Origin of the sequence: Enterobacter sp. SST3 (genome assembly GCF_000286655.1) — a bacterium.
GTDB classification, from domain to species: Bacteria; Pseudomonadota; Gammaproteobacteria; order Enterobacterales; family Enterobacteriaceae; genus Enterobacter; species Enterobacter roggenkampii.
In genome coordinates this window covers 30,584-50,994 of sequence record NZ_ALNS01000035.1, presented here as the reverse complement: position 1 = coordinate 50,994, position 20,411 = coordinate 30,584, and the positions used below count along the sequence as shown (strand labels likewise).

The window sequence follows — 20,411 nt, the reverse complement described above, 5'->3', positions numbered from 1 at the left end:
CCTTACCCGGCCTACGTTTCCCCTCAGGCTCCCTGCATCGTTCTTATACGTGACGCATCCTCTCCCGGCGTGACGCCGAAATAGCGCTTAAACTCCCGACTGAACTGCGAGGCACTTTCATAGCCCACCCGCATCGCCGCCGCGCTGGCCTTCATGCCGTCGTGGATCATCAGCATCCGCGCCTTATGCAGCCGGTAGGTTTTGAGGTACTGCAGCGGCGAGGTGCTAGTTACCGATTTAAAGTTATGGTGAAACGCCGAGACGCTCATGTTCGCTTCCGCCGCCAGCTGGTCGACGCTGAGGTTCTCCGTGTACTGGCTTTCGATACGCTTGAGCACGCGGCTTATCAGGCTGAAGTGGGTCTGTCGGCTCACCAGGGCAAGTAACGCGCCGCCGCCCGGGCCCAGCAGCACGTGGTACAGAATTTCTCGGATAATCTGCTTGCCCAGTATGCGCGCGTCCAGCGGCCTCTCCATGACGTCCAGCAGACGCTCAATGGCGCAGAGGATCTCTTCCGACAGCGTTGCCGAGTTGATCCCGCTTGAGGCCATCGAAGGCTGGAAGAGTTCGTCTTCGCCAATCTCCATCAGCAACTCCTGCAGCTGGAGGATATCAACATTGACGCGGATCCCCGCCAGCGGAACCGCCTCTGTCGCGAAGGTTTCACATTCGAAGGGTAAAGGTACTGTCAGCAGCAGATATTCATTGGTGTCGTAGCGGAACACGCGCTCGTTGATATAGCCAATTTTATGGCCTGAAAAGAGAAAAACGATGCCCGGCTGGTACATGACCGGCGTGCGCGTTCCGGGCTGCGTGCCGTAGAGCAGGCGAATGTCCGGCAGCAGATCGCTGGCACGATTTTCATTATCTATCAATCTCTTAATCTGCGCAGTGAGCTGCTGGCAGATAGCCTCACGGTTCATCTTGCGTTACTCCGGGTGCGGTTTTCGACGTTGACAGTGTGCGTTGTTTTCCGCGCTTTCTCCAGCGCTCTGTAGAAATGGGCAAGACATCGGCAGGAATGTGCATTGAGGGCGTAGCCCCGGACAGCCACAATGTGCAGCATCAGGTCGCCCTCTGCGCACCACGGTTTTTCACCCACTAAAGGGAACGAGCAATGAACAACTTTAATCTTCACACCCCAACCCGCATTCTGTTTGGTAAAGACGCTATCGCTGACCTGCGCGCACAGATCCCTGCTGACGCCCGCGTGCTGATCACCTACGGTGGCGGCAGCGTGAAAAAAACCGGCGTGCTGGATCAGGTTTACAGCGCGCTGGACGGTCTGGACGTGCGTGAGTTCGGCGGCATTGAGCCAAACCCGTCCTACGAAACGCTGATGAACGCGGTGAAAATCGCCCGCGAAGAAAACATCACCTTCCTGCTGGCGGTCGGCGGCGGCTCCGTGCTGGACGGCACCAAATTCATCGCGGCGGCAGCGCACTATGCTGACGGCATCGATCCGTGGCACATTCTGGAAACCCGCGGGAGCGACATCAAAAGCGCTATCCCGATGGGCTCCGTGCTGACCCTCCCGGCCACCGGTTCTGAATCCAACAAGGGCGCGGTCATCTCCCGTAAAACTACCGGTGATAAGCAGGCCTTCATGAACGAACACGTTCAGCCTGTCTTCGCCATTCTGGATCCGGTCTACACCTACACCCTGCCTGCGCGTCAGGTCGCGAACGGCGTGGTCGATGCCTTTGTTCATACCGTTGAGCAGTACGTCACGTATCCGGTGAATGCCAAAATCCAGGATCGTTTTGCGGAAGGCATTCTGCTGACGCTGATTGAAGAAGGTCCGAAAGCGCTGAAAGAGCCGGAAAACTATGACGTTCGCGCCAACGTGATGTGGGCCGCCACCCAGGCGCTGAATGGCCTGATCGGTGCTGGCGTGCCGCAGGACTGGGCGACCCACATGCTGGGCCACGAACTGACGGCGATGCACGGTCTGGATCATGCGCAGACGCTGGCCGTTGTGCTGCCTGCGCTGTGGAATGAAAAACGTGATACCAAACGCGCCAAACTGCTGCAGTACGCTGAGCGCGTGTGGAACATCACCGAGGGTTCTGACGATGCGCGTATTGATGCCGCCATCGAAGCGACCCGCAGCTTCTTTGAAGGTCTGGGCGTGCCAACGCGTCTGTCTGGCTACGGTCTGGACGGCAGCTCTATCCCTGCCCTGCTGGCGAAACTCGAAGAGCATGGCATGACCCATCTGGGCGAGCACGGCGACATCACCCTGGACGTCAGCCGCCGTATTTACGAGGCGGCACGCTAAGCGTTTTTGTCCCCCCGACTTTCGTTTTTTGACATTTCGTCCAGACTTAATGCACACCCCATCGCCGGAGTATCCCTCCGGCGATGCGCACCTGAAGGAGGAAAAATGGCAAACCAAACCGTAATCAAGCTGCAGGACGGCAACGTGATGCCCCAGCTGGGGCTAGGTGTATGGAAAGCCGGTAACGACGAGGTCGTCTCCGCCATTCATAAAGCCCTGGAAGTCGGCTATCGGTCGATTGACACCGCCGCCGCGTACAAAAACGAGGACGGCGTGGGGACCGCACTGGCCAGCGCCGGTGTTCCCCGCGATGAGTTATTCATCACCACGAAACTGTGGAATGACGATCAAAAGCGTCCCCGCGAAGCCCTGCAGGAGAGTCTGGAGAAGCTCCAGCTCGATTTCGTCGACCTGTATCTCATGCACTGGCCGGTTCCGGCCATCGACCATTACGTTGATGCCTGGAAAGGGATGATTGAACTGCAAAAAGCGGGGCTGGTGAAAAGCATCGGCGTCTGTAACTTCCAGGTTCATCACCTGCAGCGGCTGATTGACGAGACGGGCGTCGCGCCTGTGATTAACCAGATCGAACTGCACCCGCTGTTGCAGCAGCGCCAGCTTCACGCCTGGAACGCCACGCATAAGATTCAGACCGAATCCTGGAGCCCGCTGGCTCAGGGTGGTGAAGGGGTATTCGATCAGAAAATTATCCGCGACCTGGCGGATAAATACGGCAAAACCCCGGCGCAGATCGTCATTCGCTGGCATCTGGACAACGGCCTGGTGGTGATCCCGAAATCGGTCACGCCATCGCGCATCGCCGAGAATTTCGACGTCTGGGATTTCCGTCTGGACAAAGATGAGCTGGGGGAAATTGCGAAGCTGGATAAGGGCAAGCGGCTTGGGCCAGACCCGGATCAGTTTGGCGGATAGTCGCGTAAAAAAGCCGGGTGGCGGCTGCGCCTTACCCGGCCTACGCGCTGGCCTGTAGGCCCGGTAAGCGCTAGCGCCACCGGGCTTTGTTACAGGTTTAACCGATCTTACGTTTTACGTTCTTCTTCGTTCCCGCTCCACCGTTCGAACGCTGATGCACAATCGGCGTGTGCTTGGTCAGCGCCGGGCGCGTATTGCGATTCTGGCGACGCGCTTCGCGCATCTCCTCCAGCGTCGGGGCCGGTACCAGACAGTCGCGGCGCGAGCCGATCAGGTGCTTTTTGCCCATCTCTTCCAGCGCCTGGCGGATCAGCGGCCAGTTGGCCGGATCGTGGTAGCGCAGCAGCGCTTTGTGCAGACGACGCTGTTTATCCCCTTTCGGCACCACCACGTCTTCACTCTTATAGCCAATCTTACTCAGCGGGTTCTTGCCGGTGTAGTACATGGTCGTCGAGTTGGCGAGCGGTGACGGATAGAAGTTCTGCACCTGATCCAGGCGGAAGCGGCGCTGCTTCAGCCACAGCGCCAGGTTCACCATGTCCTCATCACGCGTGCCCGGGTGGGCGGAGATGAAGTACGGGATCAGATACTGCTCTTTGCCCGCCTGCTTCGAGTAGGTGTCGAACAGCTGCTTAAAGCGATCGTAGCTGCCCATGCCCGGCTTCATCATCTTCGACAGCGGGCCTTCTTCGGTGTGCTCCGGCGCAATCTTCAGATAGCCACCAACGTGGTGCGTCGCCAGCTCTTTGATGTAGCGCGGATCTTCCACGGCGATGTCATAACGCACCCCGGACGCGATGAGGATCTTCTTGATGCCCTTCAGATCGCGCGCGCGGCGGTAAAGGTTGATCGTCGGCTCGTGGTTGGTATCCATGTGCTCGCAAATGCTCGGATAGACGCAGGAGAGGCGACGACAGGTCTGCTCCGCGCGCGGTGATTTGCAGCGCAGCATATACATGTTGGCGGTTGGGCCGCCAAGATCGGAAATCACGCCGGTAAAGCCCGGCACGGAGTCGCGAATGGCTTCGATCTCATTGATGATCGAATCTTCAGAGCGGCTCTGAATAATGCGCCCTTCGTGCTCGGTAATGGAGCAGAAGGAACAGCCACCGAAGCAGCCGCGCATGATGTTGATCGAGAAGCGGATCATCTCATACGCCGGGATGCGGGCGTTGCCGTACGCCGGGTGCGGCACGCGCTTGTACGGCAGCGCAAAGACGCTGTCCATCTCTTCGGTGGAGAGCGGGATCGCCGGCGGGTTGATCCAGATAAAGCGCTCGCCGTGCTTCTGCATCAGCGCGCGGGCGCAGCCCGGGTTGGTTTCATGGTGCAGAATACGGGACGCGTGCGCGTAGAGCACCTTGTCGGCTTTCACCTTCTCGTAGGAGGGCAGCAGTACGTAGGTCTTTTCCCACGGCTTCGGGCGCGGCGGCTGCACGACGATCGCCTTCGCTTCCGCCTTCTTTGGCTCTACCGGTTTGTTATCGGCACACGGCAGATCGTCGCCGTACGGATGTGGGATCGGGTCGATTTTGCCAGGCATATCGATGATGCGGGAATCTACCCCGCGCCAGCCCGGCAGCGCCTCTTTCACCATGATCGCAGTATTGCGCACGTCGCGGATGCTGCTCACCGGCTCGCCCTGCGACAGGCGGTGCGCCACTTCCACCAGCGGACGCTCGCCGTTTCCGTAAATCAGCATGTCGGCCTTGGAATCCACCAGCACCGAGCGGCGCACGGTATCTGACCAGTAGTCGTAGTGTGCGGTACGGCGCAGGCTCGCCTCGATGCCGCCCAGGATCACCGGCACGTCTTTCCAGGCTTCTTTGCAGCGCTGGGTGTAGACGAGGGTTGCGCGGTCCGGACGTTTGCCCGCCACGTTATCCGGCGTGTAGGCGTCGTCATGGCGCAGCTTACGGTCGGCGGTATAGCGGTTGATCATCGAGTCCATGTTGCCCGCGGTCACGCCGAAGAACAGGTTCGGTTTACCCAGACGCATAAAGTCGTCTTTGCTGTTCCAGTCAGGCTGGGAGATGATCCCCACGCGGAAGCCCTGCGCCTCAAGCATGCGGCCACAGATGGCCATGCCGAAGCTCGGGTGGTCAACGTAGGCATCGCCCGTGACCAGAATGATGTCGCAGCTGTCCCAGCCCAGTTGGTCCATCTCTTCCCGGGACATCGGCAGGAACGGCGCCGGTCCAAAGCAGGCCGCCCAGTACTGGGGTCAGGAGAAGAGGTCACGATCCGGCTGGATCAGGGAAATTGCGCTCATAATGCTTCCGAAGAAAAAATAAACAAAAGGAGCGGGATTATACGCTGTTCATCTGCCAGATTTGAAGAAAAGGATGCAGGAAGCAGGCAGATATTCACGGAAGTCGTTAAAATACGCCGCCCTGATAATTTTGGATCATAATATTCACTCTATTTTCCGGTGATTTGCCCCGGAATGCGTGTTTGTGCGGAGCTCAGTTGTGAAGCCCAACGATTCGTTACATGTCTCCCAGCTGCGGGTTGTCCTGCACCTCTGCGGTTTCCTTGTGCTGCTGTACAGCCTTTCCATGCTGCCGCCGATGGTTATCGCCCTGCTGAACAAAGAGCGGACCTACTTTGCCTTCCTGACCACTTTTTTAACCTTTTTTAGTCTCGGAGGCTTAACCTGGCGGGCAACCCGCCACGCCGGCATCCAGCTGCGCACCCGCGACGGTTTCGTGATTATCGTGCTGTTCTGGCTGCTGTTTTCGTTGATTAGCGCCATGCCGCTCTGGATGGATGACGGGCTTCAGCTCTCCTTTGCTGACGCGCTCTTTGAAGGGGTTTCCGGGATCACCACTACCGGAGCGACGGTGATCGGGGACGTCAGCGCCCTGCCTAAGTCGTACCTCTATTACCGCGCTCAGCTGAATTTCATTGGCGGGTTAGGCGTCATCGTGCTGGCCGTCGCGGTCCTGCCGCTGCTGGGCATTGGCGGCATGAAGCTCTATCAGTCAGAGATGCCGGGGCCGTTCAAGGAGGAGCGTCTGACGCCCCGCCTTGCCGATACCGCGCGCACGCTGTGGGTGACCTACTTCGCGCTGGGCGTGGCCTGCACTCTGGCCTACTGGCTGGCGGGAATGTCCTTTTTTGACGCCGTCTGTCACGGGCTTTCGACCGTGTCACTGGGCGGCTTCTCCACCCGCAGCGAGAGCATTGGTTTTTATGACAGCCACGCAATCGAGCTGGTTGCCGGGGCGTTTTCGCTGCTCTCCGCGTTTAACTTCACCCTCTGGTACGTCGCCATTGTCCGACGCACCCTGAAGCCGATTCGTCGCAGCCCGGAGGTTAAATTCTTCCTGAGCGCCGCTGCGGCGATTATCCTCATCACCGCCTGGCAGGTCTGGCATGCAGGCATGTACAGCCCCACGGATAGCCTGGTGCACGCCTTCTTCCTTGCCAGTTCGATGATGACCGATAACGGCCTGTCGACCGCCGACTACGCCCAATGGCCCACCCACACCATCTTCCTGTTGTTGAGCGCCAGCTTTTTTGGCGGCTGCGTAGGCTCGACCTGCGGCGGGATCAAAGCCCTGCGTTTTTTGATTATGTTCAAGCAGAGTATTCAGGAGATGAACCAGCTGGCGCATCCGCGCGCGCTGCTGAGCATTAAGGTGGGCAAAAGCGTGGTGAATGAACGCGTCCTGCGCTCGGTCTGGAGCTTCTTCTTTCTCTACGTGATGATCACGGGCTTTTTTGTCTGGGCGCTTAATCTGATGGGCTACGATCTGTTTACGTCATTCGCGACGGTCGCCGCCTGTATCAACAACATGGGGCTGGGATTTGGCGAGACGGCGTCGACGTTCGGCACGTTAACAGAAGGGGCTAAGCTGTTGATGTGTGCGGCAATGATCTTAGGGCGTCTGGAAATTTACCCGGTGCTGATTCTGTTCTCGCGCTTTTTCTGGCGGGCATAAACCATTCCCGGCGAACCGGGAATGTCAGAGGTTATGGCGCGGGGTTGATCAGCATTTGCCCTACGGACCCCCTGTCCATCATCTCCAGCGTCTGGCTGTGGAACAGGAACGGGAAGTGCGGCCACGAAGGCTGACCGTAGTAGACGAGCAGTTCAACCTGACCGTCCACCCAGACGGTATCTTTCCAGCCGCGATCTTCCGGGAACGGCATCGCGCCGTTAACGTTGCGGATCAGGAAGCTTACCCCTTCAATATGGAACGACTGCGGCATATCTGAACGCACCGTCCAGCGCTCCCAGGTGCCCTGTTGCGCGGTGATGTCGATGCGGTTGACGTCCCACAGCGCACCGTTGATGCCCGGATCGTCGCCCAGGCTGATATCACGGCTGCGCACCGGGGAGCCGCTCATGATCTCCTGCGGCAGCAGGCGCATGGGCAGGCTATCGGTCACCAGCGGCAGCAGGCCGGTTGGACGCAGGGTCAGCACCAGGGTCGAGACAAGAATGCTCGACGGTTCAAAGAACCCGCGAATACGGTCAACAATGCTTGCCGCTTCGCCGCAGGTCACAGAGACTTCATCCCCGTTGGTCATATCAATGAGAATTTCGCGACGCTCACCCGGCGCGAGCGCCAGCTGTTTGACGGACACCGGTGCCGGTAAAAAACCCTGATCGCCGGAGATGACGTGCAGCGGACGGCCATCGCTCATCTGCAGCTGATAGCGGCGCGAGTTAGACGCGTTGAGCAGGCGCAGGCGCACCCAGCCACGGGACACTTCGACATACGGGCTCTGCGCGCCGTTAACCAGCAGCGTATCGCCAACGAAGCCACCGCTCCCCGGTTCGCTGTATTCCGGCGTACCGAAATTATCCAGACGTTTGTCCTGGATGATAATCGGGAAGTCATCCACGCCGTAGTGGTTCGGGATCGGCAGGGATTTGCTGACTTCATCTTCCACCAGCCACATGCCGGCCAGGCCGTTATAGACCTGCTGCGCCGTGCGGTTAGGGGTGTTGGCGTGATACCACAGGGTTGCCGCGCTCTGGCGAATCGGCAGAACGGGCGCCCAGTCGGCGCTGGGCGACATCATGCGCGCCGCGCCGCCAATCAGCGGGCCAGGCACCTGCAGGCCGCTGATGGTCATGGCGACATTTTCAGGGGTACGGTTACTGTAGATGAGCTTTACGTCATCGCCATTCCACACGCGTATGGTCGGCCCAAGGTAACGTCCGTTAATGCCCCAGACCGGCGCACGCGTCCCCTGGGTAAAGGACCAGTGGCTGCGCTGCAGCGTCAGGAAAAGCGGCTGGCCGCGACGGGATTCAATGAGTGGCGGAATAGGCAGCGGCTGTTGCTGCCCGGCGGCGCTGGCTGTCAGCGGCATCGCACCCGCACAAAGGGCGATCCCCGAAGCCTGAATAAACTGACGCCGACTGAGTGACATATAAGCTCCATCTGAAACGACTAACAACGCGGGAATTCGTTTTCCCTTCAACGCCGGGTTAGATCTTACCGGCGGCTTCTCTCTCTGCGACTTCTTTGTCGAGCAGCGCAATATGCTCAGCCATCAGATCACGGCAGTGCGCTGCCAGCTCGCGCACCTGATCTTTACCGTATTTGCTGGTATCGACGGGTGGCAGCATTTCGACAATCACCAGCCCGTTATTCAGGCGGTTAAGATTAATCTTATTCGAAGTATTGGAAACGCACACAGGAATAATTGGAACACCTGCCGCAATTGCGGCATGAAACGCACCGGTTTTAAACGGCAGCAGGCCGCGGCCGCGGCTGCGCGTCCCTTCCGGGAACATCCAGATTGAGATCCTGCGCTTTTTAAAATGATTCACCACTTCTGCAATGGTGCCGTGCGCTTTTGCACGGTTATTACGGTCAATCAGCAGGTTACCGGTAAGCCAGTACAGCTGACCAAAAAACGGGATCCACAGCAGGCTTTTTTTGCCCACCGTCACGGTCGGTGGAAGCACGATATTAGAGGCCGTCACCATATCGTAGTTGTTCTGATGGTTGGCGATATAGATGGCGTTACCGAAATTCTCCGCCCCTTCCGGCAGACGTTTTTCAACTTTCAGACCAAACAGCGGCGCAAGACGCCCGAACATATGGCCAAAGGTGGCGACATGCTTCGGATTACGCGGGCTGAACAGGCAGTAAATAGAGCCGAAAATACAGACCAGAATGCAGTAGATAACGGTAAGAATAAGACGAACAATATATAGCATAGCGACCTCTGAAGCCCCAACAGCTGACAATTATACTTCACCTGTGGCCAGGTAAGGACTTTATTACGAGCGCGTATTGTTAATCGCAACGCACGAATTAACAACGATTTTACGGGAAATTTTATTGAAATTCCCCCTCCGGACAGAGGGGGGATATCACGACATTACTCTTCGCTGTCACCCGCAGCGCTGCGTGCAGGAGAGTCAATCTCCACGCGATCGATACGCTGCAGACCGCGCATCAGCGAGCCGCGGCGACCGCGCTCGCCCACCACCTTCTGCAGCTCTTCCGGACGAAGCTTGATTTTGCGCTTGCCGACGTGAATGGTCAGCGTGCTCTGCGGCGGCAGCAGGAAGAGGTGCGCCAGGCCATCTTCGCCTTTCGCGGCCTCCGCCGACGGGATGTTGATGATCTTGTTGCCCTTGCCTTTTGACAGCTCCGGCAGATCGCTGACCGGGAACATCAGCATACGTCCGGCGGTGGTGATCGCCAGCAGCATGTCGCTTTCGTTCTCAATCACCAGCGGTGCCATTACGTGAGCGTTGTCCGGCAGGCTAATCAGCGCCTTACCGGCACGGTTGCGGGAAACCAGATCGTTGAAGGTACAGATAAAACCGTAGCCCGCGTCAGACGCCAGCAGCAGCTTCTGGTCATCGGCTTCCATCAGCATATGGTCAACCGTCGCGCCCGGCGGCAGCGTCAGCTTGCCGGTCAGCGGTTCACCCTGCCCGCGCGCGGAAGGCAGCGTGATCGGGTCAATGGCATAGCTGCGACCGGTGGAGTCGATAAACGCCACCGGCTGGTTGCTCTTGCCTTTCACCGCCGCTTTAAAGCTGTCGCCCGCTTTGTAGCTGAGCCCCGGCGCGTCGATATCGTGGCCTTTGGCGCTGCGCACCCAGCCGCTCTGCGACAGGACAATGGTCACCGGCTCGGACGGCTGCATGTCGTGCTCGTTCATCGCCTTCGCTTCTTCGCGCTCGTGCAGCGGAGAACGACGGTCGTCACCAAACGCGTCGGCATCAGCCTGCAGCTCTTTCTTCAGGAGGGTATTCATCTTGCGTTCGGACGCGAGGATCGCCTGCAGCTGATCGCGCTCTTTTTCCAGCTCGTTCTGCTCGCCGCGGATCTTCATCTCTTCCAGTTTGGCGAGATGGCGCAGCTTCAGCTCGAGGATCGCTTCGGCCTGGGTTTCGCTGATGCCAAAGCGCGACATCAGGGCGGGCTTCGGCTCGTCCTCGGTACGGATGATCTCAATCACCTCGTCGATATTGAGGAACGCCACCAGCAAACCTTCGAGGATATGCAGGCGCTTAAGCACTTTCTCCAGACGATGGTTCAGACGACGGCGTACCGTATCGCGGCGGAACGTCAGCCATTCGGTAAGGATCTCCAGCAGGTTTTTCACCGCCGGGCGTCCGTCGAGGCCGATCATGTTCAGGTTAATGCGGTAGCTTTTTTCCAGATCGGTGGTGGCGAACAGGTGGTTCATCACCTGCTCCATGTCCACGCGGTTAGAACGCGGCACGATCACCAGACGGGTCGGGTTCTCGTGGTCAGATTCGTCACGCAGGTCGTCCACCATCGGCAGCTTTTTATTGCGCATCTGGGAGGCGATCTGCTCCAGCACTTTGGCACCGGATACCTGATGCGGCAGCGCGGTGATCACCACGGCGCCGTCTTCTTTATTCCACACTGCGCGCATGCGCACGGAGCCGCGACCGTTCTGGTAGATTTTGCGGATTTCCGCACGAGAAGTGATGATCTCAGCTTCGGTCGGGAAGTCCGGGCCCTGCACGATATCCAGCAGATCGTCGAGCGAGGTTTTCGGCTGCTCAATCAGGGTGATGGCGGCTTTCGCCACTTCACGCAGGTTGTGCGGCGGAATGTCCGTCGCCATACCGACCGCAATCCCGGTGGTGCCGTTCAGCAGGATGTTCGGCAGACGCGCGGGCAGCATCTTCGGCTCCTGCAGCGTACCGTCGAAGTTCGGTACCCAGTCAACGGTCCCCTGGCCCAGCTCGCCCAGCAGCACTTCGGCATATTTAGAGAGGCGGGACTCGGTATATCGCATCGCCGCGAAGGATTTTGGGTCGTCCGGCGCCCCCCAGTTCCCCTGACCATCCACCAGCGGGTAACGGTAAGAGAACGGCTGCGCCATCAGCACCATTGCTTCATAGCAGGCGCTGTCGCCGTGCGGATGGTATTTACCCAGCACGTCACCGACGGTACGGGCGGATTTCTTGAACTTGGCGGTGGCGTTCAGCCCCAGTTCGGACATCGCATACACGATGCGGCGCTGAACGGGCTTCAGGCCATCCCCGATAAACGGCAACGCCCTGTCCATGATGACGTACATGGAGTAGTTCAGGTAGGCGTTTTCCGTGAATTCATGTAGCGCGAGGCGCTCTGCCATATCGCTCATTACGTGTGATTCCTCAACTCAGAAACCGAAGGGTTTCAGGCAATATTGCCGCAGATACTACCCTATCTGACGAGTTGAGTCACAAAGAAAAAGGGCCGCTTATGCGGCCCTTTTCGGGTTATTTGTTCAGCTTAATGACCTGCTTCACGTCGATTTCAAAATCGTTCCACTCTTTATCGACCTTGCCCTGGATTTCCACTTTATCCTGCGGGGTGACGGTCACGCCGTTCCAGCGCTTGTGGTCAATTTCCACGTTCACCGTGCCGGTCTCATCGCGGAAGGTGTAGCGGTCATCGGACAGGCGCTGGGTGATGTTCCCGCGCAGCTTCACCCAGCTGTCGTCCTTCATCTCTTTCACCTTCACCGCGGTGGTGAGGTTGGCGTCGTTATCGACAAAACCGCCTGCCTGCGTCTGGGTCTGGGTTTGCGTGGCGGACGGGCCGTTAAATCCGCCCTGCGCAGCAAAAACGGGGGCAGTGGCCATCATCATGATGGCGGCAATGGCAGCGAATTTTTTCATATTAACTCTCCCTTTAATCTGGTTTCGCAGTCCATTAAACAGGGTAATCCTTAACAACTTCTTAAGGGAAAAATTTATTTATTATTGCTGTACAGCAGGCGCTTACAGAGGGTTTACTGACGGCATCAAGGAGGGAATATGCGCATTTTACTGGTAGAAGACGACACGCTAATCGGCGACGGTATCAGGGCGGGTTTAAGCAAAATGGGCTTTAGCGTGGACTGGTTTACCGACGGCAAAACCGGTCAGGCCGCGCTCGCGTCTGCGCCCTATGATGCCGTGGTGCTGGATCTGACGCTGCCGCAAATCGACGGTCTGGACATCCTGCGCGCGTGGCGCGAAAGCGGGCGCAGCGAGCCGGTATTGATCCTGACCGCGCGGGATGCGCTTAACCAGCGCGTGGAAGGGCTGCGTCTTGGCGCGGATGATTATCTCTGCAAGCCGTTCGCGCTGATTGAAGTGGGTGCCCGCCTCGAGGCGCTGGTCCGCCGCAGCCACGGCCAGACGCATAGCGAGCTACGCCACGGCAAGGTCACGCTCGATCCGACCCGTCTCGTCGCCACGCTGGACGGTGAACTGCTGACGCTGAAGCCGAAAGAGTTCGCGCTGCTGGAACTGCTGATGCGCAATGCAGGCCGCGTGCTCCCTCGCAAGACGATTGAGGAAAAACTGTATACCTGGGACGACGACGTCTCCAGCAACGCGGTAGAAGTCCACGTTCATCATCTGCGCCGCAAGCTTGGCAGCGAGTTTATCCGCACCGTGCACGGCATCGGCTATACCCTGGGTGACGCATGAAGCTGACGCAACGCCTGAGCCTGAAGCTGCGCCTGACGCTCCTCTTTTTAGCGCTCTCCCTGACGGCATGGTTTGCCGCCAGCCTGGTGGCCTGGCAGCAGACCACCCACAAGCTGGATAAGCTCTTTGACACGCAGCAGATGCTGTTTGCCAAACGGCTGCTGACGATGGATCTGGACGAGATCCGCGCCCCCGAGCGGATGCGCGAGATCCCAAAAAAAGTGAAGCATGGCCGTCTCGATGACGACGCGCTGGCTTTCGCCATTTACAGCGTCGAGGGCAAAATGCTGCTGAACGACGGCGAGAACGGGCGCGATATTCCGTACCACTATCGCCGCGACGGGTTTGCTAACGGGCAGCTCCAGGACGACAACGACGAATGGCGTTTCCTGTGGCTGACCTCACCCGACGGGAAATACCGCGTGGTTGTCGGTCAGGAGTGGGAGTACCGCCAGGATATGGCGCTGGACGTGGTCAGCTCGCAGCTCACGCCCTGGCTGGTGGCGCTGCCGGTGATGCTGCTTTTGCTGGTTCTCCTCCTGATCCGGGAGCTGAGGCCGCTCAAAAAGCTGGCGCAGACCCTGCGCTCCCGCTCGCCGGATGCGACCGATGCGCTTGTGCTTCAGGGTGTGCCCACGGAAGTGCGCCCCCTGCTCGACTCGCTGAATCACCTCTTCGCACGTACCCAGGAGATGATGACGCGCGAGCGCCGCTTTACCTCTGATGCGGCTCACGAGCTGCGCAGCCCGCTGGCGGCCCTGAAGGTGCAAACTGACGTGGCGCAGCTCTCGCAGGACGATCCGCAGGCGCGGGAAAAAGCGCTGGCACAGCTGCATGCGGGAATCGACCGCGCTTCGCGGCTGGTGGATCAGCTCCTCACCCTGTCGCGTCTGGACTCGCTGGATAACCTTGACGATGTCGAACCGATCACGCTTGCCGATTTACTTCAGTCGGCGGTGCTGGATATCTGGCATCCGGCGCAGCAGGCAGGGATTGATATTCGCCTCATCAACCATGCCCCGCAGGTCAAACGTCAGGGGCAGCCCCTGCTGCTCAGCCTGCTGGTGCGCAACCTGCTGGACAACGCCATCCGCTACAGCCCACGCGGCAGCGTAGTGGACGTTACGCTGGACGCGCGTAGCTTTAGCGTGCGCGACAACGGTCCCGGCGTTGACCCCGAGGTGCTGGCGCGCATCGGCGAGCGTTTTTATCGTCCACCGGGCCAGAACGCCACGGGCAGCGGGCTGGGGCTTTCTATCGTCAGGCGCATTGCCGCGCTGCACGGGATGCACGTCTCGCTGAGCAATGCGGCGGAAGGCGGCTTTGAGGTGAAGGTCAGCTGGTAACGGATTATTGCATCTCCAGCAAAAGACTTTGCACATTTTGCTCATTTTTCCGCTCCGTCCTCGCGCGTAGAATACCCGGCATACTCTCATCGTCGAGGACAAAAAATGAGCAACATTCTGATTATTAACGGTGCAAAAGAATTTGCGCACTCTAAAGGCCAGCTGAATGACACCCTGACCGAGGTCGCGGACGGTTTCCTGCGCGACGCCGGGCATGATGTTAAGGTCGTGCGCGCGGACAGCGACTACGACGTGAAGGCCGAAGTGCAAAACTTCCTGTGGGCTGACGTGGTGATCTGGCAGATGCCAGGCTGGTGGATGGGCGCGCCGTGGACCGTGAAAAAGTACATGGACGACGTATTCACCGAAGGTCACGGTTCGCTGTATGCCAGCGATGGCCGCACCCGCTCTGACGCGTCCAAAAAATACGGTTCAGGCGGCCTGATTCAGGGCAAAAAATATATGCTGTCACTGACCTGGAACGCGCCGCTGGAAGCCTTCACCGAGAAAGATCAGTTCTTCGAAGGCGTGGGCGTAGACGGTGCTTATCTGCCGTTCCACAAGGCGAATCAGTTCCTGGGCATGGATCCGCTGCCGACCTTTATCGTTAACGACGTGATTAAAATGCCTGATGTCCCGCGCTATATCGCAGAATATCGCAAGCATCTCGCGGAAATTTTTGCTTAACTGGTAGCCTGGAATTAAAGGAGTAGTAAACATGCTTACCGTTATCGCAGAAATCCGTACTCGTCCAGGTCAACATCACCGCCAGGCGGTGCTGGATCAGTTCGCGAAAATTATCCCGACCGTACTGAAAGAAGAAGGCTGCCACGGCTACGCGCCGATGGTGGATGCCGCCACTGACGCCAGCTTCCAGGCGACCGCGCCGGACTCGATCATCATGGTTGAGCAGTGGGAAACCGTCGCGCATCTTGAAGCGCATCTGCAGACCGCGCACATGAAAGCGTGGAGCGACGCGGTGAAGGGCGACGTGCTGGAAACCCACATCCGCATTCTGGAGCAAGGGGTTTAGGTTCGTGGAATTTGCCGGGTGGCACTGCGTTTACCCGGCCTACAAAACCTGAACCGTAGGCCCGGTAAGCGCTAGCGCCACCGGGCTTTGTTGTTTTTAGCTGCTTTTCTTCCCCGGCTTTAACCCGCGATGGAGTTCGTTGATGCGCTTCATCGACTTGATGGCGCGCTGCGGTTCGGTGGCGGCGACGGATAAAATGATCATCTCCAGACAGAGCAGCACCGTGCCGTGGAGCGGGATTTTACCCTTTTCACCGCCGCGCGGGACGTGGATCACCACGCTGGCCTCCTTACTGAAACGCGAATCGAGGGCGTTGGTCAGCAGGATGGTGGGAATGCCCAGACGTTTAGCTTCACGCAGGGTGGTTTGCCCTTCCCGGTGCGCGGATTTCTGCGCCATCATCACCAGCACGTCACCGCGCTGAAGCGCAATCAGCTGTTCGGCAAGCCCGATCCCGGTACGGTTGAGCGGCGTGGCGGGTAACCCCATACGGCTGAACAGCCTGGCGGTGTACTCGGCCAGAATACCGGAGGCGCCAATGCCAAATATGGCGACCTGCCTTGCCTGCGCCAGCAGTGAGACCGCCTGCGCCATCGCGTAGCGGTTGTGGGGCTCGGATAACACCTCGCAGGTGTGCTGATGTCCCTCCAGCACGAAATCAATGCTCGCGTTGACGTCGCTGGCGAGCGTGTTCACCGTGGTGGACATCTTTTCGCTGGAGGTGACCACCGGGCCAAACCACTGCTCCAGCGTCTGCTTGAGATCGCGCAGCCCGGCGAACCCCAGCGCCTGTATGGCGCGGACCACCGTGGCATCCGAGGTTTTCAGTACGGCGGCAATCTCCATGGCGGTCTGCTCCATCACCGCCTCGCGGTTGTCATGGATATAGCGTGCGACCTGCAGCAGACGCGGCGTCAGCTGATGCGCCCGCGCGCGAAAGCGGTCGCCATAGACATCCACGCGCCCCTTCTCTTTGCGGATCACCGTGAGGCCTCCGGCAGCGGACGCCCGGCAATCTGCGACTGCACCTGCGCGGCCATCAGCCCTAAAGACGCGAACGAATTCGAGATCGCCTCTTCACGCGAGATCAGCACGTAATGCCCGCTCCGGCAGGCAGTCAGGAACTGACACCAGCCCGGCATCACCGCCTCCATCGCTGCCAGCTCGTCCTGCGGTTTACCGCCCGTATCCCCGCGCCAGGTAGCAAAGACGAAATCGGCATCCAGCTCCGGCAGGCGCTCGGCGCTGACGTCGATGCGCCCCCCTTCCGGGATGGACTCAATCAGTGGCGGGAATTTGAATCCGGCGTCGCGCAGAACGCGGCCCAGCGAGTGGTAGCTGTGCATGGCGTTGATTTTCCCCTGATTGGCCTGAATCACCGATACGGTGATTTTGCGCGTGTCGATGGTCGCCTTCAGCGCCTTGATTTGCTCCTGATATCGCCGCTCCAGAACCTTGAGCCGCGCCTGCGTTCCTGTCAGTTGAGCCAGCTTGCGGTAGATTTCCGGCGCGCCGCCGTCGAGATGATCGATGCTCACCGTCGGGGCAATTTTCGCTAATTGTTCCACCGGCGTGTTGCGGGTCGGCTCGGTAACGATCAGGTCAGGTTTGGCGGCGGCGATAGCTTCGATGTCAATATCCGCCGTGCCGATAAATTTGATATCGGAATTATCGAAGTCGACGCCGGTTAACATGCCGCTGGAGCGCAGAAAATGGCTGCCGTCCGGCCGCGTGCGGCCATGGCTCGCCACCGGCGGCACGCCAAGCTCAATCAGCGGAATGGTAATATCCAGATCGTGTAAGGAGACAATCCGTTTCGGGTGCACCGGCACCACCACCTTTCGGTTCAGATCGTCAGTAAAGGTCTGCGTCGGCTCCGCCGCGCTCACCGCGAATCCCACCAGCAACAGCATCGAAAACAGTACGCGCATCATAATCCCCTAAAATCTGTCCCGGCGCTGCCAGAGCAGCAGCAGGAAAAACGGTCCGCCAATCAATGAAATGACAATTCCCGCCGGCAGCTGCAGCGGGAGGAATGCCAGACGTCCGACGTTATCCGCCAGCAGCACCAGCAGCGCGCCCAGCACGGCGCTTCCCGTCAGGAGCGCGGTCTGACCACCGCGCAGCAGCAGGCGCGCCATATGTGGGGCAATCAGCCCCACGAAGCCAATGCTGCCCACGCAGGAGACGCAGGCCGCCGTCAGCACTACCGGGGCGAGAACCCGCAGCAGTGCCAGCCGGGTTGTGCGCACGCCAAGGCCCGCGGCGGCCTGATTGCCGAGCAGCGCCACGTCCGCTGCCCGCGCGGTAAAGAGCAGCAGCGCAAACGCGGGGGCAGCCCAGAGCGCGGCCAGCCCCACCAGCGTCCAGTTTGCCGCGTGCAGGCTGCCCGCCAGCCACAGCATCGCCGTCTGCACGTCGCGCACGTCGGCGGTGGTGATAAAAACGCCCATCGCCGCGGCAAACGCCCACGACACGCCGATGCCGATCAGAATGAACCGCGGGCGCGAGATATCGCGCGCGAGGACGATCACCAGCAGCGCGGTGAGCAGCCCACCGGCCATGCCAACCAGCGGACGCCAGGCCAGGCTCAGCGCCGGGAACTGAAAAATCAGCAGCAGTACCGCCGCGCTACAGCCCTCCTTCACACCGATAAGCCCCGGGTCAGCCAGACCGTTGCGGGTGATGGACTGCATCGCCGCCCCCGCCATCCCGAGCATCGCGCCGCACAGCACCGCCATCAGCAGGCGCGGCAGGCGGATATCCATCACGACGTAGCGCGTCTCCGCCGTCAAAGTTTCAGGCGAAAACAGCGCCCGCCCGATGGCAGAGGCGGGAATGGGCAGAGAACCGTGCGTCAGGCCAAAGCCCAGCAGGCCTAGCGCCATCAGCGCGAAAAGCGACAGGTACGCCAGCGCCTTCGGACGAACCAGCACCGATAAACGACCAACACGGATCGCGCGGAGCCCGGCCCGGTTCATTTGAACATCCTCGAGGCCATAAGGATGAACACGGGCGCGCCGACCAGGGCCGTCATGATGCCGGTTGCCAGCTCCCAGGGGGTAAACAGCGTGCGGGCAGCGATATCCGCCAGCAGCAACACCAGCGCACCGCAGAGGGCCGACAGCGGCACCATCACGCGTAAATCGACCGACACCAGACGGCGAATGAGCTGCGGCACCACAAGGCCGATAAAGCCAATCGGTCCGGCGATGGAGACGGCCGCGCCGCAGAGCAGCGCAATGGCCAGCAGGGCAAGGAGGCGGGTTTTCAGCAGCGACACGCCAAGCCCCTGCGCCATTCTGTCGCCCAGCGCCAGCATGTTGAGCGAGGGCGACAGCCCGATAGCAAGAACAAAACCAGCGGCTGCAGCCCACAGGGCGCTCTGGAGCATCTGCGCGTTGATCCCGGCGATATCACCCGCCAGCCAGGTACGCAGAGAGAGTAGCGTCTGTTCATCCAGGATTAACACCGCGGCGGTAATCGACGAGGCAAACGCCGACATCGCCACGCCGCACAGGGTGACCTTCATCGGCGTGAGCCCGGTGCGACCGGTCGAGGAGAACATCAGCACCAGCAGAAACAGCGCGGCGGCACCGGCGGCGGCAATCAGCGGGCGACCAAACGGCAGCGAAAGCCCAAGCGCGCTGGCGATCACCACCGCGAGCGCTGCCCCGGCGTTGAGCCCCAGAATATGCGGCTCGCCGAGCGGGTTGCGGATCACGGACTGCAGCAGCACGCCCGCCACGCCGAGCGCGGCGCCGGTAACCATTGCGGCGCAGAGGCGCAGCAGCCGCAGTCTGATGATGATGTTATGGTCGAAATTGCGCGGGTCGAAGTGAAAGAATGCCTCCACTACCGTTTGCGGGGCGATAAAGCGTGCACCGATCCCCAGATGAGCAATCGCCCCCATCGCCAACAGCAGGGTGAAAATCAGGAAAGCCAGAGAGATGCGCATCATGGCTTCTGAATGCTCTGGCGAAACGGCATAAAGAACGGTTTGCCGGTCAAGGGGTTGATGGACATATGCACGTCCACATCAAACACCGCTTTGATCAGCTCCGGCGTGCAGGCGTCGCCTTCATGTAACACCCCCTCGACTTTTCCCTGGCGTAAAAAGACCAGGGAATCACCGTAGTTCACGGCAAAGTTGAGATCGTGCAGCACCACCACGACGGTACGCCCGTGCTGGCGGGTCAGGGCGTGCAGCAGTTCCAGGATCTCCACCTGGTAGCGAAGATCGAGGAACGTGGTGGGTTCATCCAGCAGGATATACGGCGTTTGCTGCGCCAGCGCCATGGCGATCCAGCAGCGCTGACGCTGGCCGCCGGATAAGCTTTCCACCGGCATATGGGCAAACGCTGCCGTGCCGGTCAGGCGCAGGGCCTCTTCCACCGCCAGTTCGTCCTCGTCGCTCCACTGGCGCATAACGTTTTGCCAGGGAAAGCGGCCGCGCGAGACCAGCTCAAAAACGGTTAACCCTTCCGGGAGCAGCGGGGACTGCGGGAGAATACCAAGCTGGCGGGCGACGGCTTTGGTCGGCTGCTCGTGAATGGCTTTACCGTCCAGCAGCGCGGTTCCCCCAAGCGGCTGCAGCAGCCGCGCGATAGTGCTCAACAGCGTGGATTTCCCACAGCCGTTCGCCCCTACCAGCACCGTCATTTTCTGCTGAGGGATGGCAAGGGAGATATCATCAACGATGATTTTTTTCTGATAGCCCGCAGAGAGGTTCTCCAGAACCAGTCCCGGTTGTTTTGTGTTGTGAGCCACGTGAACGCCAACGTAATAAAAAAAGCGCAACAAATATAAATAAAAATCATTCTCTTTTGAGAGTTTGACGCCACGCCATGTAGTAGTCAAGCGAAGAAACACCCTGAAAAAACCAGGGGT

Annotated in this window: 17 protein-coding genes and 1 pseudogene; 7 read left to right on the top strand and 11 right to left on the bottom strand. The window is 59.5% G+C overall.

What is annotated here, in order from left to right:
* Positions 1-23: 23 nt before the first annotated feature.
* On the bottom strand, positions 24-923 hold the full coding sequence (locus tag B498_RS02860) for an AraC family transcriptional regulator (RefSeq protein WP_008502996.1): 900 nt from the start codon (positions 921-923) through the stop codon (positions 24-26).
* 194 nt (positions 924-1,117) lie between these two features.
* Between B498_RS02860 and yqhD the strand changes: the two genes are divergently transcribed.
* Positions 1,118-2,281 carry an alcohol dehydrogenase gene (gene yqhD / locus B498_RS02865; protein ID WP_008502995.1) on the top strand — a complete coding sequence of 388 codons (1,164 nt, stop codon included), beginning with the start codon at positions 1,118-1,120 and terminating at the stop codon, positions 2,279-2,281.
* Between the two features lie 105 nt (positions 2,282-2,386).
* Positions 2,387-3,214, top strand: a complete 828-nt coding sequence (gene dkgA, locus B498_RS02870; protein ID WP_008502994.1) for a 2,5-didehydrogluconate reductase DkgA — start codon at positions 2,387-2,389, stop codon at positions 3,212-3,214.
* A 97-nt stretch (positions 3,215-3,311) separates the two neighbouring features.
* Here dkgA and B498_RS02875 read toward each other — a convergent pair.
* Positions 3,312-5,486: pseudogene (locus B498_RS02875) on the bottom strand (YgiQ family radical SAM protein).
* A 199-nt stretch (positions 5,487-5,685) separates the two neighbouring features.
* Here B498_RS02875 and B498_RS02880 point away from each other — a divergent pair.
* On the top strand, positions 5,686-7,161 hold the full coding sequence (locus B498_RS02880) for a TrkH family potassium uptake protein (protein ID WP_008502992.1): 1,476 nt from the start codon (positions 5,686-5,688) through the stop codon (positions 7,159-7,161).
* A gap of 31 nt (positions 7,162-7,192) precedes the next feature.
* On the opposite strand, the gene ftsP is transcribed toward B498_RS02880, so the two are convergent.
* The 4 genes from ftsP to B498_RS02900 form a co-directional block, all read right to left on the bottom strand.
* Positions 7,193-8,605: a cell division protein FtsP gene (ftsP, locus tag B498_RS02885; protein WP_008502991.1), complete on the bottom strand. Its 1,413-nt coding sequence runs from the start codon at positions 8,603-8,605 to the stop codon at positions 7,193-7,195.
* A gap of 58 nt (positions 8,606-8,663) precedes the next feature.
* Entirely contained in the window at positions 8,664-9,401 is a 738-nt protein-coding gene (gene plsC, locus B498_RS02890; RefSeq protein WP_008502990.1) for a 1-acylglycerol-3-phosphate O-acyltransferase, read from the bottom strand.
* A gap of 164 nt (positions 9,402-9,565) precedes the next feature.
* On the bottom strand, positions 9,566-11,824 hold the full coding sequence (gene parC / locus B498_RS02895; RefSeq protein WP_008502989.1) for a DNA topoisomerase IV subunit A: 2,259 nt from the start codon (positions 11,822-11,824) through the stop codon (positions 9,566-9,568).
* A gap of 118 nt (positions 11,825-11,942) precedes the next feature.
* On the bottom strand, positions 11,943-12,344 hold the full coding sequence (locus B498_RS02900) for a YgiW/YdeI family stress tolerance OB fold protein (protein WP_008502988.1): 402 nt from the start codon (positions 12,342-12,344) through the stop codon (positions 11,943-11,945).
* A 138-nt stretch (positions 12,345-12,482) separates the two neighbouring features.
* Here B498_RS02900 and qseB point away from each other — a divergent pair, with 138 nt between their 5' ends.
* The 4 genes from qseB to B498_RS02920 all read left to right on the top strand — a co-directional run bounded on the left by qseB (position 12,483) and on the right by B498_RS02920 (position 15,521).
* Complete coding sequence (gene qseB, locus B498_RS02905; RefSeq protein ID WP_008502987.1) at positions 12,483-13,142, top strand: quorum sensing response regulator transcription factor QseB; 660 nt, start codon at positions 12,483-12,485, stop codon at positions 13,140-13,142.
* Positions 13,139-14,488, top strand: a complete 1,350-nt coding sequence (qseC, locus tag B498_RS02910; RefSeq protein WP_008502986.1) for a quorum sensing histidine kinase QseC — start codon at positions 13,139-13,141, stop codon at positions 14,486-14,488. Before qseB ends, qseC begins: the two co-directional genes overlap by 4 nt.
* Before the next feature lie 105 nt (positions 14,489-14,593).
* Positions 14,594-15,175, top strand: coding sequence for an NAD(P)H-dependent oxidoreductase (locus B498_RS02915; RefSeq protein WP_008502985.1), 582 nt, complete (start codon positions 14,594-14,596; stop codon positions 15,173-15,175).
* A gap of 31 nt (positions 15,176-15,206) precedes the next feature.
* Positions 15,207-15,521 (top strand): putative quinol monooxygenase, encoded by a 315-nt coding sequence (locus tag B498_RS02920; protein ID WP_008502984.1) that lies wholly within the window; start codon positions 15,207-15,209, stop codon positions 15,519-15,521.
* Between the two features lie 96 nt (positions 15,522-15,617).
* On the opposite strand, the gene B498_RS02925 is transcribed toward B498_RS02920, so the two are convergent.
* The 5 genes from B498_RS02925 to B498_RS02945 are packed head-to-tail and all read right to left on the bottom strand — an operon-like array spanning position 15,618 to position 20,291.
* Positions 15,618-16,505 carry a MurR/RpiR family transcriptional regulator gene (locus B498_RS02925; protein ID WP_008502983.1) on the bottom strand — a complete coding sequence of 296 codons (888 nt, stop codon included), beginning with the start codon at positions 16,503-16,505 and terminating at the stop codon, positions 15,618-15,620.
* Positions 16,502-17,452, bottom strand: a complete 951-nt coding sequence (locus tag B498_RS02930) for an iron-siderophore ABC transporter substrate-binding protein (RefSeq protein WP_032623074.1) — start codon at positions 17,450-17,452, stop codon at positions 16,502-16,504. The genes B498_RS02925 and B498_RS02930 overlap by 4 nt, the downstream gene beginning before the upstream one ends.
* A gap of 9 nt (positions 17,453-17,461) precedes the next feature.
* Positions 17,462-18,502, bottom strand: a complete 1,041-nt coding sequence (locus tag B498_RS02935; RefSeq protein ID WP_008502981.1) for a FecCD family ABC transporter permease — start codon at positions 18,500-18,502, stop codon at positions 17,462-17,464.
* Complete coding sequence (locus B498_RS02940) at positions 18,499-19,482, bottom strand: FecCD family ABC transporter permease (protein ID WP_008502980.1); 984 nt, start codon at positions 19,480-19,482, stop codon at positions 18,499-18,501. The genes B498_RS02935 and B498_RS02940 overlap by 4 nt, the downstream gene beginning before the upstream one ends.
* A complete protein-coding gene (locus B498_RS02945) occupies positions 19,479-20,291 on the bottom strand; it encodes an ABC transporter ATP-binding protein (protein WP_008502979.1) in 813 nt (270 codons plus the stop codon). Before B498_RS02945 ends, B498_RS02940 begins: the two co-directional genes overlap by 4 nt.
* Positions 20,292-20,411 lie beyond the last annotated feature (120 nt).

Coding starts and splice junctions, on each gene's coding strand:
- qseC (WP_008502986.1), top strand. CDS start 13,139: ATGAAGCTGACGCAACGCCTGAGCCTGAAGCTGCGCCTGACGCTCCTC.
- dkgA (WP_008502994.1), top strand. CDS start 2,387: ATGGCAAACCAAACCGTAATCAAGCTGCAGGACGGCAACGTGATGCCC.
- B498_RS02860 (WP_008502996.1), bottom strand. CDS start 923: ATGAACCGTGAGGCTATCTGCCAGCAGCTCACTGCGCAGATTAAGAGA.
- B498_RS02930 (WP_032623074.1), bottom strand. CDS start 17,452: ATGCGCGTACTGTTTTCGATGCTGTTGCTGGTGGGATTCGCGGTGAGC.
- B498_RS02940 (WP_008502980.1), bottom strand. CDS start 19,482: ATGATGCGCATCTCTCTGGCTTTCCTGATTTTCACCCTGCTGTTGGCG.
- B498_RS02935 (WP_008502981.1), bottom strand. CDS start 18,502: ATGAACCGGGCCGGGCTCCGCGCGATCCGTGTTGGTCGTTTATCGGTG.
- B498_RS02915 (WP_008502985.1), top strand. CDS start 14,594: ATGAGCAACATTCTGATTATTAACGGTGCAAAAGAATTTGCGCACTCT.
- yqhD (WP_008502995.1), top strand. CDS start 1,118: ATGAACAACTTTAATCTTCACACCCCAACCCGCATTCTGTTTGGTAAA.
- qseB (WP_008502987.1), top strand. CDS start 12,483: ATGCGCATTTTACTGGTAGAAGACGACACGCTAATCGGCGACGGTATC.
- B498_RS02900 (WP_008502988.1), bottom strand. CDS start 12,344: ATGAAAAAATTCGCTGCCATTGCCGCCATCATGATGATGGCCACTGCC.
- B498_RS02920 (WP_008502984.1), top strand. CDS start 15,207: ATGCTTACCGTTATCGCAGAAATCCGTACTCGTCCAGGTCAACATCAC.
- plsC (WP_008502990.1), bottom strand. CDS start 9,401: ATGCTATATATTGTTCGTCTTATTCTTACCGTTATCTACTGCATTCTG.
- ftsP (WP_008502991.1), bottom strand. CDS start 8,605: ATGTCACTCAGTCGGCGTCAGTTTATTCAGGCTTCGGGGATCGCCCTT.
- parC (WP_008502989.1), bottom strand. CDS start 11,824: ATGAGCGATATGGCAGAGCGCCTCGCGCTACATGAATTCACGGAAAAC.